Here is a 20,919-nt window from a genome sequence, read left to right as displayed (position 1 = left end):
CGGAACCTGGCCTGACCGTCACGAGCCCTCGGCCTGGATCTCCTTCAGCACGGCCTCCGCAGTCCGAAACGACTCAAGCGCCGCTGGTGCGCCGCAGTAGAGAGCCGCCTGCAGAAGAGCTTCCTGGATCTCAGACTCGGTACATCCGTTCCGTACTGCGCCACGCACGTGAACGGAGAACTCGTGCATCCGGTTTAACGCCGTGAGCATTCCGAGGTTGAGCAAGCTGCGGGTTCGTCGGTCCAGCCCCGGTCTGGCCCACGCCGTACCCCATCCGCACGCGGTTACCCATTCCTGTATCGGTCGGCTGAACTCGCTGACGTTCGCCATCGATCGTTCGACGTGAGCGGCGCCCAGCACCTCCTTGCGTACCTCCAGTCCAGCATCGAAGTTCCCTTCTGTAGTCGAATCCTCACTCATCCGAACACGCCTCCTCTTGGCTTCTTCAATAGCGCCAGTGCGTTCATTGATTCTTCGCGCCAACCCATTCGAAGTGTGCGTTGACGGCGTCCGAGAATGCGACCGGATTTTCCAGGTGTGCCATGTGTGGAGCATCGATCTCGCAATAACGTGACTGCGCCAGCCCGGCTGCCATCTTTCGCACGATCGCCGGCGGACTTGACACGTCATGAGTACCCGCAAGGCAGGTCGCAGGTGCCGCGATCTCACCAAGGCGCGCCCACACGTCGTGACCGCCGAGAGCCCTCCAGGTATCGGCAAGTGCACCCGTGTCCATCGCGAGAAGTCTTTCACGCGCGTACACCATCGGATCGGGCCAGTCAGTCTGGGCGAGGGCATTCGTGGTGAACCAGCGGGTCAGTGTGTCCTGCAGCATTCCTTCGGCGCCGCGCTCCTCGGTAGTAGCAGCGCGCGCTTCCATTACGTCTTGCTTGCCGCCCGCGCTGGTGCACGCGAGGACCAGCGAGAGTACTGCGTCGGGGTGTTTCAGCGCTAGATGTAGCGCGACCATGCCGCCCATGGAAGCGCCGACAACATGGACGGGCTCGTGCACCCATCCCACGATCTCGTCCGCCATGTCGTCGAGCGTGAGCCCGGGTCGCGACCGGGTCCGGTCCCCGTGACCGGGGAATGTGACCGCCCGGTGTTTCGGAATCGTCGTCCAGGACGACGATTGATGGTCGAGCCCGACCGGATGAAGGAAAAGTATGTTCGACTCGGTCATGACTTTGCCTTCCCCCGTGACGCGTTCGCTGCTCACGCCCGAACCGCCTTGACCCTGTATCCGTCGGGAATCGTCGGCGTGATGTCTTGGTAGATGTTGCGCGTCAGCGTCAGGAAATGGGGGCGCAGATTCTTAGACCACTCGCTCGGCGGCGAGATCCGTAAGTAGTCCTCTGCCGACAGGACGTCGATATTTTCCAGTTCATAGATAGCGAGGTACTTCGGTGCGCCTTCTGTAGCGACGTAGCGGCGCGCAGAGATGAAGCCCGGGCACTCGAGTCGCTCCGGGAAGTGCTCTTCGTTGTACCAGCGGTTGAATTCGTCCTCGTACTCCAACTCAATGTCGATCATCACAAGTAACAGACCCGAACCCTTCGTGACTTCGCTCATCGGTTCGTCTCCCTCTCTTCAGGCGGCGCGGACGACGTCCTGGCCGGATGTCTCTCTTATGTGATGGCGCCGGCAGCGGAATATGCGTCCTCCACAAGCCGCATCGCGGCTGCCATGTCGTCCATCGTGGCGACCGGAGCTCGGCCAGTTCTGACTCTGTCGAGTACGTCCCTGACGAACAATGGATAGTGCGAAACATTGGTCGTCATCACAGCAAGGTCTGTCCGCGATCCGCTGTCGTCGTACACCAGTAACCGGTTCGGGCCGGTCGCAACCAGATAACTGTGCTCGGTCTTGATCGTGAAGTGCATGTCGAAACTGCTGTGTGGCCCTGGGAAGAGATAGCCGGTCTCGGCGACCGCGCGCCGCGATCCGCATCGCAGCGCGACGAGTGAGTAGTCTTCGATACCCAGGCCGTACGCGGCATTGGACATCGCAGCGGACGCGACCGACGTGCCCGCGCCGAAGATGAATCTCGCGAAATCGAGGAGATGCACGCCAAGATTAATAGTGCAGCCGCCACCGGAGCGTTGTGGATCGAGCATCCAGGCGCAGTCGGAATCGACGTATCGCGACGGTGGACCCGCGATCCATCGAAGTGACATATAGCTGACTTCCTCGTCCGCAAATCGCTTGCGCATCTCGGCTAACAGTTCACTCTGCCGCCACACAAAAGGAACAGCGGCGAACACATCGTGCTCGGAGCAGTTGCGCGCGAGTTCCTCCACTTCGATGCTTGAAACGCCGCACGGCTTCTCCATCGCAAAGGCGATCCGTTGGTCCGCAAGGTAGTTGCCCAATGCGGCCATGCGGTAGTGCTCTCCCAAGGCGAGGACAAAGTCCGGGTGAAGGTCGCCGCACATCTGCTCGTACGAGGCGTATGCCGCGCAGCCGATCTGGCCGGCTATGGACTCGGCGCTCGACAATCGGTCGTCCGAGACACCGACGATCTCGGCTCCCGGTACGCGTACCAACTCCGGCAGATAAAGAGACAGATGCCAGTGGGAGACACCAACTAGTGCTACTCGCATCACCCGCGTCTCCAACATGTCATCGATTCTCGGACCGGTGCGGGCATGTCACACCGCACGGTTGATCCCGCCATCCACGACGATCGTCTGGCCGGTAATGAAACCGGCTTGCTCGGAGCAGAGGTAGGCGCACAACGCGCCGATCTCATGCGGGTCTCCGATTCTGCCCACAGGGACGTTGTCTGCGTAGAGCGAAAGCTGCCGATCAAGGGAAATACCCGCCGACTTGGCCTGATCAAGTTGTAGATGTCGCAAGCGGTCGGTCAGGATCGGACCGGGTGCGATGTTGTTAACGGTGACGCCATCCGTGGCGGCGTCGTTCGCAATGGTCTTGGCGGTGAGCGCGACTGCTGCACGGGTTGCTTCAGAGACGACCAGCTCACTCTGCGGTTCGCGAATACCGTAACCGGTGATCACTACGATCCGCCCGCGCTTCGAGTTGCGCAAGTGCGGCAGCGCCGCACGCATCAACCGCACCGCGCTCATAACCACTGCGCTGTACGAGAATTCCCACTCAGCATCCGTGGTGTCCTCGAACTTCCCCGTCGGAGGTGGCCCGCAGTTAACTACGAGTACGTCCAGCCCACCGAGAGAGCTCACGGTCGCATCGACAAGGTGGTCAATGTCCTTCGCCGAGGTCAGGTCTGCGACGACGCCGCCGACCGCCCCCACCTGGGTGACCGCGACGGCGAGTCGCTCCTGATCACGTGACGAGATGATTACTCGTGAGCCTTCGACCACTAAGGACTCGGCACACGCGCGACCGAGTCCTTGGCTCGCGGCGACGACGAGGGCTCGAACACCCTCTAGACCGAGGTTCATCTCAGCTCAATGCGGTGTGTGGCATAGCCGCTAGTCCAGGATCGGTTTCGCGGTCGCCAACTTCTCTGGATAGATGGTCTTGAGGTCCCCGCTTTGCCACTGAACCATCACGGGCGTGATGTACTTATTTGCGCCGCTCTTGTCATATGCGACCTTGCCAGGAGGTATGGCTGACGCTGGGCCACTGGTGAACTCGGTCGTTCGCAGACCGTCGGCAATCTTCTGAGGATCGCAGGTCTTCTTGTCATTCATCACTTGCGCGATCTCGTAGACTGCTGCCCATGACTCGCCGGCCTCCTGCGGCATGAATTGTTTGTACTGCTTGTTGTACGCCGCGCTTGCCTCTTTCACACCTGGCAACTGAAGGTCTTCGTTCCAGGCAGCTAAGTCCATAACTCCGTCGGATAGTGCTCCGAGCGTCGGAGCGAACTGTGGGGTCAGCCCGCCGCCGCCGCCGGGAGCGGCGATTGGCGTGTTGACCCCTTGCGCTCTGACGCCCTTGATGATCAACGACATATCGGGGAGGTTGCCACCGAGAACGATGGCATCTGCCTTTGCCGCGACGATCTTGCCGACTATCGGCTGCGCGTCCGTCAGGCCGTCCGGGAAGACTACGGTGTCAGCAACCGTGAGGCCGGCAGTTTTCGCCGAGGTCCCCACTGCATCTGCCTGGGCCTTGTTCGATGCGTCGTCGCCGCCCACGATTACGATCGACTTCAAAGGCTTGCCGGCGTTCTTATAAAGACCTTGCAGCGCCTTGATCGTCGTGGCGCCGAATGCCGATGCTTTGGGCGCAATCTGAAATACGTACTTGTAGCCCTTCTGCGTCAACTCGTCGACGTACGACTGGGTGATTAAGGGAACGTGCGCGCTTTCGGTAGCTACCACCGTCGTCAGAGTTAGCGAGCTGAGGTAAGACCCGACGATTGCTGCAATGTCCCCGCCCTGCAGCATGTTCGTCGTTACCGTCTTGGCTTGCGCGGGATTGTCAGAACTCGTGTCAGCACTGACGATGTCGATCTTCGCGCCTTTGAGGTTCTTGATACCGCCATCCGCATTGATAGCTGCGGCCGCGATTTCCATACCCTGCAATGAATTCTGGCCATTCTCGGCCCAGTCACCACTGAGCGGATAGGGCGCACCTATCTTGACCTGGTTGCCGCAGTCCGTGCTGGAACTGCTGGTCTTTGAGCCGGTTGCGACTCCACCGCACGCACTTGCGCACAGCACGCATGCGACGGCGCCGACAAACAATCGCGATCTCATTTGGCTTCTCCTCGACTGGGCGCCAAACCCGTTGATTTCGCTTCGTAGATGCTGCGGCAGCAATACCGATCAGCCATAGCGATTCGGCTCTGGCCACGACTGCCGCCGGTTGCACGGGCTTTCCTGGAACCAACATGACCCATCACTACTTGGAGAAACAGCTCGTCCGACGGCGACGTTTGCCACTCACTTCGTTATGGCGAACGAAACCAAAAGTCTTAGCTAGACGCCATCGGAGAGGCTGTGTGGCGACGGGCTGTCAATTCACATAGTGAAAAGGTGTTCAGTTCTATGAATAAAGTTAATGATCGCGCAATCTGAAGTCAAGTAACAGACGTCCGGAATCTCAGCGGTTTGGGCCGTTTTGCGGATTATCAGACATTTTGGCGGCGTGTCGTCCTATCGGCTCGCGAGCTTCTTGCGGCTACCTCGCAAAGCGGTCAGCGCCACCAGCTACCTCTCGTAGCACTCTTTCGATGGCGACGTGCTCGGTCTCGTAACGGGACGCGGGCATAGACACCGTGACAGCTGCGATGACGATGCCGCCCTCCCGCACCGGAGCGCTCACGCATTGCACACCTGGGGAGAACTCCTCCCGGTCGTAGCTCAGATCGTTTTGCGCGACCTCTGCCAGTTCTCGTCGGTAGGCCTTCTCTGACGTAATGGTATTCGGGCACACCTTCTCGAAGGTCATGTCCGCGATTGCCCGATCCCGGACTTCGTCCGAGGCAAACGCGAGCAGTACCTTCGCACTCGCGCGGGTGTGCGTCATTTTCGAGAAACCCGCGGTTTCCGCCGCGACGCGCAGTGCGTGTGAGGCCTCGATCGTCTCTAGCACGCAGATCTGCAACCCTCGCCACGCAGTGAAGTAGACGGTCTCGCCCGTAAGGGCCGCTACCTTGCGGGTCAACGCCAGGTAGCGGTCCGGAAGGATATCTTGCTGAGATACCGCGTTGGCGATGATCGATGCACTCGGACCGAGCACGTAACGTCGTCTCGCGTCTTTGGCAATCAGTCCTTCGTCGGCGAGGGTGGTGAGTAAGTGGTACGCCGTCGGTTGACTTAAGTCGAACTGTGCTGCAATCTCGCTGGCCGAGTGCCCGTCGATCGACTGAGCTATCGACATGAGAATCCGTGCGGCGCGTGTGACCGACTGGATGCGGGTGCGACTCTTTCCCGGGTTAACCGGGTCCTCACCGTGTGTTATCTTCATCGACTGTTCGATTCATGTTGACCCAATACGTCGACTGAGGTTATCCGCGGACTAATTGCTGTCCACCATCGACCGGCAACAACACGCCGGTAATAAATGCGGCGTCATCAGATGCGAGGAACAGGGCCGCTTTAGCGACGTCCCAGCCAGATCCCATCTTCCCGCCGAGGGGGATACGGGAGTCTCGCGAAGCGATCACGTCCGCTCTCGTCGCTCCGTCTCGTCCCACGCGATTCTCAATCGCCATCGGAGTGTTCATGAGGCCCGGCATGATCGCATTGGCCCGGATGCCGAACTTGGCCTCAGTGATAGCGATATTCTCCGTCATCGCGTTTACCCCGGCCTTGGACGTCCGGTATGCGATGTACGGGTAGTCGGTGATCGCGGCAAGCGACGAGATGCTCACGATTGCCCCCGATCCCTGAGCGCGCATGATGGGAAGAACGTGCTTACAGGTGACAACCATTCCTCTGAGGTTGATGTCGATGCACCGACTGAACGCCGCTTCATCGGTCTCGGTGATCGTCGCATCTCCGCCTGCCAGACTGACACCCACATTGTTGTGCAGTACGTCGATTCTGCCCCCAAACGCGCTCACGCATCCTTCAACTGCCGCTTTGATATCGGCCTCAACCGTGACGTCGGCTCGGACGGCGACGGCGTCGCCACCGTTCTTTAATATCCGGTCTACGGTCGCTTGGGCAGCGTCTAGGTCGCGGTCTGCGGCGACGACTTGCGCGCCTTCGCGCGCAAACAGCAATGCTGTCGCCCGGCCGTTCCCGACCGACTGCCCTGGCGTCTGGCCAGCGCCCATTATCAGCGCGACTTTTCCTGAGAGCTTGCCATCTTCGTTAGGCATCTTGACTTCTTTCACTTTATGAATGCTTGATTAACCATTTGACTAAGAGTAAACACGGCTTATAAGGCTCGTCAACACGACAGATAGAGCTCGATAGGTAAGACTAAGAAGGAGCTTTCAACCATGGCCCGCGTCCCATACCTGAACGATGATGATCTCGCTGCTGATGACAAGGAGTTGCTGGCAAGGCCTATCAACCTGTTTCGCGCACTCGCGAACTCGCCAGAAGGCTTACGCCGGCTGCAGGGTGTTGGGGGGTGGATACGGTTCGGCTGTGAGTTAGATCCGCGCCATCGGGAATTGGCGATCCTGCAAGTTGGGTACCTCACCGCGACGGCGTACGAGTGGAGCCATCACGTCAAGATCGGACAGGATTTCGGTGTAACCGAACAAGATATTCGATCCCTGATTGCGGTGACCGAAGGTAAAGATACTGGCGGACATTTCTCTAGCGAGGATCATGCGATCCTAGCTAGCGCGCGTGAACTCACGAGTTCACGCGCACTGACGGACGATACTGCTGCCGCGCTCAAAACATTTCTATCGGATGCGCGGTTGGTAGACCTGGTGATCGTCATTTCTTACTACAACTCCGTTGTACGCGTACTCGGTGGACTGCAGATCGATATCGAGGACGGCTACCAGCCGTACCTCAGGGAGTATCCGCTGGGACACTCCTAGTCGACGCGTAACAGTCAGACGCAGAGCTCAGATGCCGAGATACGCCTCGCGCAGGAAGTCGCTGCCCGACAGTTCGCTGCGTGAACCTTCGAAGGTAACTCTGCCCGTGCTGAGCACAACCCCACGTTCGATGACTTCTAAAGCTTGGGTAGCGTTCTGCTCGATGAGCAGGATTGACACGTTCGTATCACGATGTATCTGGGCAAGTTTGGCGAACATCTCCTCCACGATTACCGGTGCGAGACCGAGCGACGGCTCGTCGAGCATGAGCAGGCGCGGATGCAACATGAGCGCGCGCCCAACAGCGAGCATCTGCTGCTCACCGCCACTGAGGGAGCCAGCTAACTGAGCGCGCCGCTCAGCAAGCCGTGGGAACACCCCGAAAATCTCTTCGAGTCCAGCATCGCGGTCCGCGCGAGAGACTTTGTACCCGCCGAGCCGCAAGTTGTCCAGCACTGACAAAGATGGAAATACGCGGCGACGTTCTGGGACGTGGGCGATACCCACTGCAGGAATCTGGTACGCGGAAAGTCCGTGGAGGGATCTGCCCCCGAAAGAGATCGAGCCGCGCTCTGGTTTCAGCAGTCCGGAGATCGTCTTGAGCAGCGTCGACTTACCCGCGCCATTAGAGCCCAGCACGCCCAGGAACTCGCCTTGTTGAAGCTCGAACGAGACATCAATCAGCGCGCGAATGGCACCGTATCCGACCGTGAGACTGTCGACCCTCAGTATTGGCGGATGGGCGGCCGAGGCTCGACCGTCGGCGGTAGTGTCCGGGTGTTGTGCGGTCATCAGTCCGGCTCCTCGAATTGGCGGGCGGCGCTCACGCCTAGATAGGCCCTAACGACGTTCTTGTCACGCATTACTTGCCGTGGCTCGCCTTCCGCGATCAGTTCGCCGTGGTCAAGGACAAGCACGCGGTCGGCGAGTTCAATGATGACTCGGATGACGTGCTCAATGACGACGATCGTTAGTCCGTCGGCGTTAAGACCTTTGATGACCGAGATGATCTCCGAAGTCTCTGTCGCGGTGAGCCCGCTCATCATCTCGTCAAGTAGCAACACGCGCGGGCTCAGTGCTAAGCCCCGGGCGATCTCGACCTTTTTTTGCAGCGCAAGCGGTAGCTCGCTGACGTTGGCATCAAGCAATTCCGTGATACTGAGCTTGTCCGCGACCGCTCGTGCCTTGTTTCGTGCGGCGGTCATAGACGGCTCGACCGTAGACGCCGCAATAGTGATGTTTTCCTCAACCGACAACTCACCAAACAGCCGAACTGTCTGGAACGTTCGGGCGATACCTGCCCGTGCGACTCGTTCGGGACTTCGACCGACGATCGAGACGTCGTCGATTTTGATTTGCCCTGACGTCACTCGCTGGGCACCTGCGATGGCGTTGAAAGTCGTTGTCTTGCCTGCGCCATTGGGCCCAATGATCCCAAGTATCTCGCGGTTATTCACCATAAAGCTCACGTTGTTGACCGCCAGCAGCCCCCCGAATCGAATCGTGAGTGAACTAACCTTCAGAAGTGGGTTCGGTGCTGTCATCGATCCACCCCCGAGGTAGTGAGGCCGTTATCGCTACCGGGCGAAGTGTCATCAGTAGCGGAACTCTCGGCGTCGGGGGAGTCGCCCTTGGCTCGCCGCTTCCGCGAGGAGAATCGCCGGCGCAGCGCTAGCAGGCCGCGCGGTTCGAACCAGAGAATCGCGAGAACAACTACTGCGTACACAACGAGGTTGAAGCCCGCGGGGAATGTGGAGAGCCCAGAGTTAAGAATCTGCTGGAGTGGGACCAATATCGCCGCGCCAATGACGGGACCCCACAAATAGCCGGAACCTCCGACGAACGCGATCACCGCGATCTGCGTCGCAAGGTTTGCGCCAAACGCGCTATTGGGGTCGATGAAGCGGATATATTCCAGATATATCCCACCGGCAAGTCCCGTCACTACGGCGCTTAAGGCGAGCGCGATGAGCTTGACTCTGGTCGCTAGTACGCCGCACGCCTTAGCCGCGTCCTGATCCGCTCGAATGGCGCGTAGTTGAAGCCCGAACCGGGAACGCAGAATTAGCCACGCGACGATGAAACTTGCCGCGGCGAATATTAGCGCGATGTAGTAGTAACCAAGCTTGTTGTCGAACGAGAACTGAGCGGGGTCATTACCAAGGATCGGCAGGGTGACACCCACGGCGCCGCCTGTGAAGCTCTGAAAATGTGTAGCGAGAATGGCAAACGTTAGGGTCAGGGCGAAGGTTGCCAACGCGAAGAAGATGCCACGAAGACGCAGGGTCAACAAGCCGAGAAGCACGGCGACGACTGCCGCGACGACCATGCCAAGTAGCACGCCAACCCAGGCGTTGCCGTTGAGGCGGTTTTGGAACAGTGCTGCAGTGTAGGCGCCGAGTCCGAAGAAGATGCTATGCCCGAAGGAGATCTGCCCGCCGAACCCACTGATGATGTTCCACCCGATTGACGCCGTCATAAAGATGAGCGCAACGGTGCAGACGCTGAGTAGGAACTGTGTCTGGATAAACCAGTACGGCAAGCTCGCGACCAGAACTGCGACGATCAGGCCGAGCCAACCTGTTGACGTAAGGACCTTTCTCAGACGGGTCATATGCCGACTCGCTTCCGGCTCAGGATACCTTGGGGCCTGAATACGAGGATCAGAACGAAGGCCACGAAGAGCCCCGCGTTCTGTAGGTCGATGGCTACGTAAACGGCGGTCAGTTGCTGGATGATGCCTACGACGATGCCCGCGACGAAGGCCCCGACGATGTCGCCAAGGCCACCCATGACGACAGTGACGAACGCAATGACCAGGAACTGTTGCCCAGTTGTTGGCGTGACGGGGTAGTACATGGCGAGCACACATCCGGCGATCCCGGTCAACATCGTCCCGACGCTAAAGCTCAGGAGGAACACTCTGTTCGGGTTGATGCCGACCATCGATGCCATGTCGCGATCATCGACGGTTGCGCGAATTGCCTTGCCGTAGAGGGTCCTTTGGAGCGCCAGGTATAGCAGCAGGAAAAGCACAACCGCGACTATGAATGAAACAAGGCGCGCCTCACTCAGGTAGATCCCCGCGATGTTGTAACTGTGTCCCAGGAAGCCCGAGACGGACCGCGAGGAAGGGCCAAACAGCATTAGGAGCGAATTGGATATCAAGATGGAGACTGCCAGTGTCAAAACCAGCTGCCCGTGTTGGGCATCTATGGCGGTGATGCCTTTGACTACGAGTGTGCGTCGAATTATCACGCTGTAAATCAAGGCTCCTATTATGAAGGTGCCGATCGCTACGGGAATGATGCTGATCAGTGGGTTGATACCGAGGCTGGTAAACAGTAGTACTGCGCCGAACATCCCTAGGGTTACGAAGTCGCCGTGTGCGAAGTTGATGACGCGAGTGATCCCGAATATGAGCGTGAGACCGCTACTGAACACCCCGTAGAGTCCACCAACGAGGATCCCGCTCATGAGGGTTTGAATCAGCTGTTGCATAGCCTGCCCACACCTCGACCTAACACGAAGTTGCTTTGGTTCGTAAATCCACCTTTCTTTCAAATGGCGAATGCGACCATCACATGATGATGAACGCTAGTTATGCTCAAGCGCAGATGTCAAGGTCTCACGAACTTCAAGGCGCTGTTCGGGGGTGTGGTCAATGCGCTTGCCAGACTGACGTCAGAAGACGGCTAAGAGCGCAAACAAAATTGCTCGCCATGTCCGTCCTATTGGAGTGGAACGAGTCTGCGGCCCAGTACGCCCCGCCGCCGGCAAGGAAAATGTGTATCAGGACCGGGTGCTTTCTGTCATTGTGTGAGCAAGCCGTCAAGGGTCCGGATCGAATAGCGACGGTCGGGAGCTGGTAGTAGACCTCCATTGCCCTTGGCTTTTCCTGCGGCACCGGGCCTTGGGAGATGCCACAGCAGATTGCGCTTGCCTACGGCCCGAGCATACTTTCGCACCATGTCTTGCTTGTGCTCTTCGCGCGGGCCGGCGAGGTCTGGCACCAGCCACCGAGGGCCGCCTTCTGCCAGCCAGCGACGATATCTCGGTTGGCGGTTTGCTCGTGGAACCGCGTAGTGCGCAGCATCGCTCGTGTCTTTCCGCGGCCATCACGATGTCTTCCTGAAATGCTATGCCTGGCTCCCAATCCCGCCCGGGCCGCCGGTCACAAATGGCTACCGCTCGGTGCCGTGTCCATTCAGCGCAGATCCACCGTCTTCTAATCATCAGGGATGGCAGGAGCAATACATGGGGGACTCCAGTGAGCATATTTGGCGCATATCGACTTACTGTCCAATTTTCCCGACGCCCCAACGGGAAGCTCCGCAACGAAGACGTAGCGTTCCGGCCACCAGGACCAAATTTCCATACGCAGCAAGCTCTCGGCTTTCTTCGACCTTGATCCGCGAATCGGATGGGTATAGGCCGCGTACGGTCGAAGTTCTGACGCGTCTGGCAATGCGCCGCCGCAGGTAGCCGGGAGATGGCGCGATGGGCAGCACCGGGAGAGCGTTGATCGTCACCATCGTCGCGATGGTGACGGCAAATGTGTCGGCGCACCTGCTCTTTCCTGGACATGGGCTGATCGTTGCGGCATGCCTGTTCGCAGTCTTGATAGGGATCGCCTTATGGGCAGGGTTAAGCATGGGCGAGCTGGGCCTGGGCCGGGCCACTTGGGCCCGTGGAATGCGTTGGGCGCTGTGGATATTGATTGGGGCCCTCGCAGTATTCGTGGTGGCGTTGCTCCTGCCATGGACTCGAAATCTCGCGAGCGGTCCGGTGCCGGGCGATCCCTGGGTGCGTGTGCTGCTGACGATCCCGCTGGGCACCGTCCTGGTGGAAGAGTTCGCCTTCCGAGGCGTGCTGTGGGCACTGCTGCGACGCCGTTACACGCCGCGTGCCGCGACGCTGGGCTCCGCGGTGCTCTTCGGGCTGTGGCATGTGCTGTCGGCACTCGGCGGGGGCTCGGCTAACGCCGCGGTCGACACCGTCAGCGGCGGGGGCCTAGTCGGGTCGGTGATCCGGATTGCCGGGACCGTGCTGTTCACCGGTGCGGCTGGCGTGCTGTTCGCCGAACTCCGCTATCGCAGTGGCAGTTTGATTCCCTCCATGGCACTACATTGGGCGGTCAACGGTCTGGGCGTGGCCTTCGTAGTCATTGTGCTGGGATGAGAATTCAGCCGTGCTAGGACCTGCACGCCGAATCCAGGTTTGTTAGGCGATACTGATCGCGGGCACTCGCCCCCGATCGGAGGCGACTGTGATGACACCTTCTAGCGGGTCTACGGCATCGGCCAGCGATGCTGAGCCGGTCGAGTCGTCCGCAGTCGAGTCGTCGCCGCCCGAGGACGAGCCAGTCGAGCCGTTGTCGTCCGAGGGCAACTCGGTCGAGCCGATCGCCAGCCCGGAGCCGGTGGATTCGACGCTATCGCGTTGGTATCGGCTGCCGTCGTTGTCCGGAGCCTGGGTTGCGCTGGTGCTTGCCTGCCTGTCCATGACTCCGTCACTGCTGCCTCGGCCCGGACTCGTACAGGGCACGGTGGCCGGGATTACCGGCGCGATCGGCTACGGGCTGGGTCTTATCGGCGCGTGGCTGTGGCGGGAGTTCGCCGGTCGCCGGCAAGTACGCCGCGGTCGCCGCCGTTCCTGGCAGATCTTCTTCGTCGCAGGGGGAGCGCTGTTAGTGGTGTTCTTCGTGCTCGGCCAATACTGGCAACGGCAGAGTAGGACGCTGATCGGCATCGGGTCTGAGAGCCTTGGCTCCATCGCATTGATGCCGGTCGCTGGACTGCTGGTATTCGCACTGCTGATGGCGATCGCGCGCGGTCTGCGCTGGCTGTTCCGGCGGTTGGCCGACTCGCTGACCCGCTGGATGGGAGCCAGGGCGGCCCGCGCGACCGGATGGCTTGCGGTGGCTCTCAGCGTGGTGTTACTGGTCAGCGGCGTCCTGGTGGACGGGGTCATCGCGGTAGCGGACCGCAGTTTCGCGCTGCAGGACACCGGGACAAGCAGTGACGCCCGCGAACCCACGACCGCGTTGCGCTCCGGCGGTCCGGGATCGCTGATCCCCTGGGACACCTTGGGATTCCAGGGCCGCAACTTCGTCGGTCGCGGGCCCACCGAACAGCAGATCAGCGACTTCAACGATTCACCCGCGCTGGCGCCGATCCGCGCCTACGCCGGCATCGAGTCCGCGCCGGAGGACGTGGAGTCTAGGGCCAAGCTTGCCGTTGACGACCTGGTCAGGGCGGGCGGATTCGATCGGAAATACGTGTTGGTCGCCGGCACCACCGGCACCGGCTGGGTGGATCCAGGTGCGCTGTCCAGCGTGGAATACGAAACCGGCGGAGACATCGCCAGTATCGCCATCCAGTATTCGTATCTCCCATCGTGGGCGTCGATAGCGGTGGACCAGCAGCGCGCTCGGGAGGCGGGTCGGGCCTTGTTCGACGCGGTCTACGAACGTTGGTCGCAGTTGCCCGAGGGGAGCCGTCCCAAGCTGCTGCTGTTCGGCGAGAGCCTTGGTTCGTTCGCGCTGGACGCCGCTTTCAGCGGTGAGGCGGATTTGCGCAATCGTATCTCCGGAGCGATCTTCGCCGGGCCGCCCTGGTTTAACCCGTTGCACAAGGAATTCACCGACCAGCGGGATGCCGGTAGCCCAGAAATCCAGCCGGTGTTTCGCGACGGGCGGGTCGTCCGATTCGCCAGTGACCCGGCTACAGGTATCCCGCCGGTCTCGCAGCCATGGGGGACCACGCGGGTCCTGTACCTACAACACGCGTCCGATCCGGTCACGTGGCTGAGCACCGACCTGATCTGGTCGCGCCCGGACTGGTTGTCCGAACCTCGCGGCGCCGACGTCAACCCCAACATGACCTGGCTGCCGGTCATCACGTTCTGGCAGGTCACCATGGACATGCTGGAGCCGGTCGACGTACCGCCGGGACACGGCCACCGCTACACCCAGGAGTACGTCGCGGGCTGGGCGGCCGTCATCCAACCGCCTGGCTGGACACCAGCCAAGACCGACCGGCTGCGGGCGATCGTAATGGGTTTCGAAGACAAGGGCTGACCCGCCGGAACGGCTGAGCAGCCGCCGGCAGATGACGGCGCCGGTACGTCGCGGTTTATCCCGCAGCGAAGGCGTCGATGCCGGTCAGCGCGACCGAATACGACCAAAGCCGTGAGGCATCATCGCGATCGACCGCATGTGCGTCGACGCCCCGGACGCGCGCCGTCGGGCTACCGACTGCCGTCCGCTCCGCGATGTCGCAATCCTCGCAATACACTCCGCCCATTCCCTCCAGCAGCGGCGAGGTGGCCGCCCAAACGGAGGTCGCGGCCCCTTGCTCCGGGGACTTGAAGCGCTCGTTGACCGTGCCGTCTTCGGTTATCCAGCCGGCCGCGATCATCTCGGCTTTAGGTAGATGTCGTTGCAGCTCGGTCATGATTCCGCCTGGATGTACGGCGAAGGCGCGTACGCCGTGGGATGCTCCGAGCGCATCGAGCTGAACGGCGAAAAGACTGTCGGCGGTCTTGGCCTGGCCGTATGCGAGCCACTTGTCATATCCGCTGGTGAACTGGGGATCGTCGAATCGGATACCAGAGAGCTTGTGACCGGTCGAGGTGAGCGCCACGACCCGAGCAGCATCCTGTGCTGTCAGCGCCGGCCAGAGAAGGTTGGTGAGTGCGAAATGGCCCAGGTGGTTCGTCGCGAACTGCGACTCCCAGCCGTCGCCGACTCGAGCTTCCGGCGCCGCCATGATCGCCGCGTTATTAATCAGGATGTCGATGCCGCGCCCGCTCGCGATAAACCGCTCCGCGAACGCGCGAACGCTCCGCAGATCGGCCAGGTCGAGCTCGCCGACCTCGACGTCACCGAGACCTCGGGTGTCCAGCGCCGCGCGCGCGGCCTCCACCCGCCGCGCCGGCACTATGACGGTGGCACCCGCGCCATGGAGAGCGGCAACCGTCTCGATCCCGAGACCCGAGTACCCGCCTGTCACGACCGCGAGCTTGCCCGTTAGATCGATGTTGGTCAGGACTTCACGGGCGGTCGTCTGCCCCCCAAATCCGGAGGGGATGGGGTGTTGGGGTGTCTGATCCATGATTGAAACGTACGCCGCTCGGTCGAACGCCGACGTTTGGTCACTTACCCGCCCGATGAAGCGCTAGCACGTGAGGTTGATTCGGGTGGGCAACCCCATCCATGGGGCCACATCACGTGCGATCTAATGTGACTGGTGGCAGTCCGGCACCCGGCCGTCGATGCCGCCAATTTTCGTCAGGAGCCCCGCGTGTCCGTGCCTGGATCCCCAGCGCCAGCCATGACCTCACAGTCGTTCGACAGCCTGTCCGCTTATCTCGGGTCGCGGGTGACGCTGCAGCACGACGGATCGACCGAGGTCGTCATTCCCGGCGCCGACCGGCTGTCGGATGCCGACGGACATCTGAGTGAGCTCGCCATCTTGTGTGCCATCGACATTGCGACAGGCATGGGAAGCGTGGCGGCCACGGATCCGCCGATGGTGACTCTCACCGCCGACATGGCCGTCAATCTGCTCGCGCGGCCCGCACCCGGTGACCTGCGCACCGTCGGCCGCGTCGTCAAGCCGGGGAAGCGGATTATCATGACCGAGGCCGTTGTCACCGACAGCACGGGATCCCCCGTCGCGTTCGCCACGGTGAGTTGTGCTCCTGTCAAAGAGATCCCGCGCGGTTTCGCCGGCAGGATCCAGCCAGGGGACACTCGTGTCCTGGATCTGCCGGAGTGGGCGAGTGTGCCGATCGAGCAGCAGTACGACACCACGCCGGTCGAGGTAGCTGGCAGCGGACCGGTACCCGTGGCGTCGATCGAGTTGACACCGCGTACGGCGAACCCGTTCGGATTCCTGCACGGCGCCGTAGGCGCCCACCTGTTGCTGTCCGGCGCCCGCCGGGCGGGCCTCGCGCAGGTCGATTCCATTACGGTCCGATACCTTCGGCCGACCGTGGAAGGGCCCGCGGACGTGATCGTGGACGATGTGTTCCGTTCCCACCCCTCGACGGCACTGAGCATGAGCCTTCGAGACCGCGGCACTGGCAAGATCGCCTGCGCCGCACACGTTGTGGGCCCGTCCGCGCAGTTTGCGACTCGCTAAGCCGCGTCGTTCCTGCTAAGCGCAGTCGTACGCCGCGAGGGCGTCTTTCATCGTCAGTTCCAGCGCGTCGGGAGGCGCCAGCGGACCCTTGCCCTGCGTGTAGTTGATCGTGACGCTGCGCTTGCCGCAGATCGCGATGTACCGCCCGACGTCGCTATTCATCGCCCACACCTCGACCTTCTTGCCCGATATGGTGACGGTGTCATTGGATGGATCGCCGACGGACGCGCCTCTGATCCACAGCGTCACCGACGGCGTGATGTAGTCGTTGGTTCCCGACCAGTCGCATCCTGGTTTCGTCTCGTCGGTGATCGGGACCGGCGTGATGTCGGCGAGACCAATAGTCTTGAGGGTCTGCGAGGTCAGTGCTTTACAAGCATCGACATCGGAGGCCGGCGCAGGCGCCGCTGTGACACTCCTGCCGTTGTCGGTCCGAGTTTCCTCGTGCGTCGTGCAGCCTCCGAGACCGACAATCGCAAGGGCCAGAACGGTCGCAACTAATCCTATTTTCACAAAGCGTGACGTTACCAAAGGTCAGACGGGTTATCTCGCAGGCGATGGAGGCGCAGTAGCGAAGCTCTCGGTCATGTGTCCGTCCTCGTAATGCTTATTTGACTGCGTCGGGAATTGACGGATTCGCCGAAGAGGGACTAGCCCGCGGGCAACGCCAGAGGGCCGTCTTCGGCGAAGGCGAGTCGCGCGAACCGTTCACCCATCAACTGGTGTGTGGCGGCATCGGGATGTAACGCATCCGGTAGCGGACGGGTGATCGCGTCGTTCTCGTCGTACAAGTTGCGCCCGTCGAGATAGAACAGATTGGGATCGGTGGTCTGGCGTTCCCGGACGATCCGGTCTAGCTCCTCCCGGATAACAGTCAGGCTCAGCTTCCCGGCGGCGCGTTCTGCGGGGTCGCCGGTAGCGCGGAACCGGAGCACGCCCTCGGCGAGTGCATCGAAATCGAATGCGCCCGGTCCCGGGGTTTCTTCGTGGATGCCGCAGTAGATCGGCGAAACGATCAGGAGGGGGATGTTGGGGTGGCCGTCGCGGATCGTGTCGAGGTAGCCATGCACGGCCGACCCGAAGGCGCGCAGTCGCATGAGGTCGGCGTTGACGAGGTTGATGCCGATTTTCAGGCTGATTACATCGGCGGCGCTGTCGCGGATGGTGCGGGCGATGAACGGGTCGAGCAGGCAACTACCTCCGAGCCCGAGATTAACCAACTCGGTACCGCCGAGGCGAGCGGCGACTGCCGGCCAGGTGGCGCTCGGGTGTGCGGCGTTCGAGCCGTGGCTTATCGAACTGCCGTGGTGAAGCCATATCGGCAACCCGGATGCCGATGCAAGTTCGACGGAGGCATTGGTCCGCAACTCGACGATCTCGGTAATCTCGTTGTGCGGCAGCCATATTTCCACGGTTTTCATCGCGTCAGATAGATCGGCGAACTGCGTCGTACACGCCGTGCCGACTTCTTGGTCAACGCCACCGGTCGACATGTCAATCGTGCGGGTAGTCCCGCCAGAGGTCGCCGAGTGAGCGACGACGTGGCCGTCGATGACGAGGTCGACGACCCCGTCCGGTCGAGGCGGGATGCCGGCGTACGTCGTCCTAGTGCGCAAAGTGTCGATTTCGATCACGGTCGCACGCGTCCGGAAGACTATGCGCACACCAGACGGCTGCGCCTCCACCATCGCAAGTTGCGGATCAGAGCATTGCTTGCGCGCCCACGCCGGGAGCCGATGCGGCAGGACACCGTTCGTTGTCTGCTCCAGTTCGGCGGCACCTCGTACGAGGCTTGCGGTGATCGGGGTCGTGATCCAGTCCTGCGAGGACATGCGGTCGCCTTCCGTGATGGGGATGCGCTCCAGCGCAATAGTTCTCAGTAGTTTGCACGAACCCTGGCCCAAGCACGCCGCCGCCTCCATGGCGAGGCCGGCGCGGCGTGCTTGCTTTTTACTGTCGATCTGACATATTGCAGACGAGAATATTAGCGCGGACCTCACACTGTTTGCGGGTCATCTTGATTGTTGTTGGCCGGCCGAGCCGGAGTGTCGCAACGCGTTTTTCCGTTGTCAGACAGAAGGAGCACGGATGAAGCGAGCACCAAAGATACTGGCCGGATTGATCTGCGCAGGGTTAGTGATGTCCGGTTGTGGCGCCGCGCCAGACCGGAAGACGGCGGCAGAGACCGAGAACTACGGCAACGCCATCAAACTCGCCAAGGACTACGACCCCAACGGCCACTTCGAATTCGCCTACACAAGCTATCCGGCGAGCTGGGATCCGACCAAGAGCATCAATGGCGGCGACAGGACCATGTACGGGCCGGTGTATGACCGACTGCTGCTCGAGGATGCGGCCGGGAAGATCCATCCGATGCTTGCCGAGGAGTTCACGGCCTCGGCGGACAACAAGACGCTGACCCTCAAGCTACGCGCGGGCCTAAAGTTCTCCGACGGTACGCCGTTCGACGCCCAGGCGGTCAAGTTCAACCTCGATCGGAATCGCGGCGAGGGTAGCCGTATCGCAGGGGAGCTTCACCAGATCGAGTCCGTCGAGGTCGTCGATCCGTCCACAGTCAACTTGCACCTCAGCGGTGGCATCGCTCCGATAACGGTGGGGCTCGCCAATTTCGGCGGCACCATGGTCTCCCCGGCGGCGGTGCAGGCCGGGACCATTGACGCAAAGCCGGTTGGTATCGGGCCGTACCTGGCGACGAAGGTGGAAGCCGGCAGCAAAGTGGAATACGAGAAGACGCCGGGATACTGGGATCCTGACGCTCAGCGAGTCGCCACGATGACGTACCAATACATGCCCGACGATCAGACGCGGATCAGCGCGTTGATGTCCGGGACGGTAGATGGGGCAAGCGTCAATCCCGACGAGCTCGACACCGCCGACGGGGCCGGTATGGTGCCCATCGTCCGGCCGGCCGCGCCGTTTATCTACTTCATGGTCAACACGGCCAAGGGCCCGTTTGCAGATCCTGAGGTGCGCAAGGCGCTGAACATGGCGATCGACCGGAAGGCGATCTCGGAGGGTCTGTACGACGGGTACTGCACACCGCAGATCCAACCATTCCCGAAGGGTGGCCCCGGATATAGCGAGAAGCTCGGTGACGGACTTGACGTCTTCCCCTACGATCCCAAGGCCGCCAAGAAGATCATGGAGAAGGCCGGCGTAACGAAGCTTGACGTCGCGACCGCCGCGCCGACCGTCACGATCTACACCAAGTTCGCCGAGATTCTTCAGGACCAACTCGCCGATATCGGCATTAACCTCGAGATCCACTCGCTGCCGCCGAATGCGCAGGTGCAGGAGTTCGCGATCGACAAGGTGACCGAGACCTTCACTTCTATCTACACCGGGATGAACGATCCGGACACGGTCATGAGCCGCTACCTTAACCTCGGCGCGCTCTACAACACTGGCGGCACGGAATACCCCGAACTCGAGAAGTACGGCGCGGAAGGCGCGGCCTCGCTAGATCCGGCCAAACGTAAGCCGGCGTACGAAAAGTTCATGGATGCCTGGGTCGAGAACCCGCCCCATCTGATCCCGGTGTGCACGATCCACCTCGCATCGGCGTACGCCAAAAACGTGTCGGGTGTCGCCCAGAACGCCAGTGGAGCGCCCAATCTGCGCGGTGTTGCGGTCACTAAGAAGTAACCGCGTACCCGATTTACGTGGGCTGGCGAATCCCGACGACACGGTCGGTAACCGTGGTGAGGGACATGCTCGCCCACGTGCCGCGCGTGTACCTAACGTTGGCGAAGCTCGAGGTGCGCGATCACGTGCAGGCGTTAATCCTGGCCTACGAGTCAGGATTAGTCGATCGACATGGCCGGGGTCGACTTCACTCGTTGGATACCGACATCGCTAAATAGGGTCACGCGTGGTCGCTGCCGTGGCAGCCGTTTCGTATGCCGTTATGAGACGACCTAAGGGTTCTACTTCCGGCCGACCGGCGATCACCAATAGACGGTTGGAATTATCCCTCCGACGGGCAATCGACCGTGACCGGAGGCTGCCAGTCGGGCCAGACCAGGCCAAACATCCATGATCTTCCAGGGTGCGATGCGACGTCTACCTGTGGTTATGACCGGCAACCTGTGATTATATTGTGAGAATCTGGCTGACCCGGGGGTCATATCGTGTCGTTGCTCCGCCGTGCCGTCATCGTTTTCGGCGCCTGTCTCGCCTTACTCATCTCCGTATGGCCCGCAGTCGCCAACGCTGCTTCAACATCCGCTTCGGGGTCTCTCACGTCGGGCAGTCCCACCTATGCCCGGCCGGGTGACTGCACCCCGGCCAGCGGCAGTACTACCG

General features: G+C 61.1%; 20 protein-coding genes. 5 read left to right on the top strand and 15 right to left on the bottom strand.

The window, feature by feature from the left end:
- Positions 1 to 18: 18 nt before the first annotated feature.
- The 8 genes from CLV47_RS09635 to CLV47_RS09600 form a co-directional block, all read right to left on the bottom strand.
- The gene (locus CLV47_RS09635) at positions 19 to 420 is read right to left on the bottom strand and encodes a carboxymuconolactone decarboxylase family protein (RefSeq protein WP_106348813.1); all 402 of its coding nucleotides are present in this window, start codon (positions 418 to 420) and stop codon (positions 19 to 21) included.
- A 43-nt stretch (positions 421 to 463) separates the two neighbouring features.
- Positions 464 to 1,219: an alpha/beta fold hydrolase gene (locus CLV47_RS09630; RefSeq protein ID WP_106348812.1), complete on the bottom strand. Its 756-nt coding sequence runs from the start codon at positions 1,217 to 1,219 to the stop codon at positions 464 to 466.
- Positions 1,216 to 1,572 (bottom strand): DUF4286 family protein, encoded by a 357-nt coding sequence (locus tag CLV47_RS09625; protein WP_106348811.1) that lies wholly within the window; start codon positions 1,570 to 1,572, stop codon positions 1,216 to 1,218. Before CLV47_RS09625 ends, CLV47_RS09630 begins: the two co-directional genes overlap by 4 nt.
- A 56-nt stretch (positions 1,573 to 1,628) precedes the next feature.
- The gene (locus CLV47_RS09620; protein ID WP_106348810.1) at positions 1,629 to 2,621 is read right to left on the bottom strand and encodes a Gfo/Idh/MocA family protein; all 993 of its coding nucleotides are present in this window, start codon (positions 2,619 to 2,621) and stop codon (positions 1,629 to 1,631) included.
- 30 nt (positions 2,622 to 2,651) lie between these two features.
- Positions 2,652 to 3,425: an SDR family oxidoreductase gene (locus CLV47_RS09615; RefSeq protein ID WP_106348809.1), complete on the bottom strand. Its 774-nt coding sequence runs from the start codon at positions 3,423 to 3,425 to the stop codon at positions 2,652 to 2,654.
- A gap of 30 nt (positions 3,426 to 3,455) precedes the next feature.
- Complete coding sequence (locus tag CLV47_RS09610; RefSeq protein WP_106348808.1) at positions 3,456 to 4,691, bottom strand: ABC transporter substrate-binding protein; 1,236 nt, start codon at positions 4,689 to 4,691, stop codon at positions 3,456 to 3,458.
- Positions 4,692 to 5,115: 424 nt separating this feature from the next.
- Positions 5,116 to 5,904 carry an IclR family transcriptional regulator gene (locus CLV47_RS09605; protein ID WP_106348807.1) on the bottom strand — a complete coding sequence of 263 codons (789 nt, stop codon included), beginning with the start codon at positions 5,902 to 5,904 and terminating at the stop codon, positions 5,116 to 5,118.
- Between the two features lie 40 nt (positions 5,905 to 5,944).
- Positions 5,945 to 6,763 (bottom strand): SDR family NAD(P)-dependent oxidoreductase, encoded by an 819-nt coding sequence (locus CLV47_RS09600; protein ID WP_106348847.1) that lies wholly within the window; start codon positions 6,761 to 6,763, stop codon positions 5,945 to 5,947.
- A 123-nt stretch (positions 6,764 to 6,886) separates the two neighbouring features.
- Here CLV47_RS09600 and CLV47_RS09595 point away from each other — a divergent pair, with 123 nt between their 5' ends.
- Complete coding sequence (locus CLV47_RS09595; RefSeq protein WP_106348806.1) at positions 6,887 to 7,444, top strand: carboxymuconolactone decarboxylase family protein; 558 nt, start codon at positions 6,887 to 6,889, stop codon at positions 7,442 to 7,444.
- A 27-nt stretch (positions 7,445 to 7,471) separates the two neighbouring features.
- Here CLV47_RS09595 and CLV47_RS09590 read toward each other — a convergent pair whose 3' ends face one another.
- The 4 genes from CLV47_RS09590 to CLV47_RS09575 are packed head-to-tail and all read right to left on the bottom strand — an operon-like array spanning position 7,472 to position 10,945.
- The gene (locus CLV47_RS09590; RefSeq protein ID WP_106348805.1) at positions 7,472 to 8,236 is read right to left on the bottom strand and encodes an ABC transporter ATP-binding protein; all 765 of its coding nucleotides are present in this window, start codon (positions 8,234 to 8,236) and stop codon (positions 7,472 to 7,474) included.
- The gene (locus tag CLV47_RS09585; RefSeq protein WP_106348804.1) at positions 8,236 to 8,988 is read right to left on the bottom strand and encodes an ABC transporter ATP-binding protein; all 753 of its coding nucleotides are present in this window, start codon (positions 8,986 to 8,988) and stop codon (positions 8,236 to 8,238) included. Before CLV47_RS09585 ends, CLV47_RS09590 begins: the two co-directional genes overlap by 1 nt.
- A complete protein-coding gene (locus CLV47_RS09580) occupies positions 8,985 to 10,058 on the bottom strand; it encodes a branched-chain amino acid ABC transporter permease (RefSeq protein ID WP_106348803.1) in 1,074 nt (357 codons plus the stop codon). The genes CLV47_RS09585 and CLV47_RS09580 overlap by 4 nt, the downstream gene beginning before the upstream one ends.
- Entirely contained in the window at positions 10,055 to 10,945 is an 891-nt protein-coding gene (locus tag CLV47_RS09575) for a branched-chain amino acid ABC transporter permease (RefSeq protein WP_106348802.1), read from the bottom strand. Before CLV47_RS09575 ends, CLV47_RS09580 begins: the two co-directional genes overlap by 4 nt.
- Positions 10,946 to 11,944: 999 nt before the next feature.
- On the opposite strand from CLV47_RS09575, the gene CLV47_RS09570 reads away from it, so the two are divergent.
- Together CLV47_RS09570 and CLV47_RS09565 are read left to right on the top strand one after the other, a co-directional pair.
- Positions 11,945 to 12,625 (top strand): CPBP family intramembrane glutamic endopeptidase, encoded by a 681-nt coding sequence (locus CLV47_RS09570; RefSeq protein ID WP_106348801.1) that lies wholly within the window; start codon positions 11,945 to 11,947, stop codon positions 12,623 to 12,625.
- Between the two features lie 91 nt (positions 12,626 to 12,716).
- Entirely contained in the window at positions 12,717 to 14,525 is a 1,809-nt protein-coding gene (locus CLV47_RS09565; RefSeq protein ID WP_177557519.1) for an alpha/beta hydrolase, read from the top strand.
- A gap of 55 nt (positions 14,526 to 14,580) precedes the next feature.
- Here the strand turns inward: CLV47_RS09565 and CLV47_RS09560 are convergent, their stop codons facing one another.
- The gene (locus tag CLV47_RS09560; RefSeq protein WP_106348800.1) at positions 14,581 to 15,561 is read right to left on the bottom strand and encodes an SDR family NAD(P)-dependent oxidoreductase; all 981 of its coding nucleotides are present in this window, start codon (positions 15,559 to 15,561) and stop codon (positions 14,581 to 14,583) included.
- A 195-nt stretch (positions 15,562 to 15,756) separates the two neighbouring features.
- On the opposite strand from CLV47_RS09560, the gene CLV47_RS09555 reads away from it, so the two are divergent.
- Positions 15,757 to 16,593: a PaaI family thioesterase gene (locus CLV47_RS09555; protein WP_146135344.1), complete on the top strand. Its 837-nt coding sequence runs from the start codon at positions 15,757 to 15,759 to the stop codon at positions 16,591 to 16,593.
- 15 nt (positions 16,594 to 16,608) lie between these two features.
- Here CLV47_RS09555 and CLV47_RS09550 read toward each other — a convergent pair whose 3' ends face one another.
- Together CLV47_RS09550 and CLV47_RS09545 are read right to left on the bottom strand one after the other, a co-directional pair.
- Complete coding sequence (locus tag CLV47_RS09550) at positions 16,609 to 17,106, bottom strand: DUF3558 family protein (RefSeq protein ID WP_170111017.1); 498 nt, start codon at positions 17,104 to 17,106, stop codon at positions 16,609 to 16,611.
- A gap of 137 nt (positions 17,107 to 17,243) precedes the next feature.
- Positions 17,244 to 18,425 (bottom strand): SGNH/GDSL hydrolase family protein, encoded by a 1,182-nt coding sequence (locus CLV47_RS09545; RefSeq protein WP_106348845.1) that lies wholly within the window; start codon positions 18,423 to 18,425, stop codon positions 17,244 to 17,246.
- 256 nt (positions 18,426 to 18,681) lie between these two features.
- Between CLV47_RS09545 and CLV47_RS09540 the strand changes: the two genes are divergently transcribed.
- Positions 18,682 to 20,259 carry an ABC transporter substrate-binding protein gene (locus CLV47_RS09540; RefSeq protein ID WP_106348797.1) on the top strand — a complete coding sequence of 526 codons (1,578 nt, stop codon included), beginning with the start codon at positions 18,682 to 18,684 and terminating at the stop codon, positions 20,257 to 20,259.
- The last annotated feature ends 660 nt before the right edge of the window (positions 20,260 to 20,919 follow it).

This window comes from Antricoccus suffuscus, from assembly GCF_003003235.1.
GTDB lineage: Bacteria > Actinomycetota > Actinomycetes > Mycobacteriales > Antricoccaceae > Antricoccus > Antricoccus suffuscus.
The sequence above is the reverse complement of the archived record's forward strand: the minus strand, read 5'-3'. Positions and strand labels throughout refer to the sequence as shown.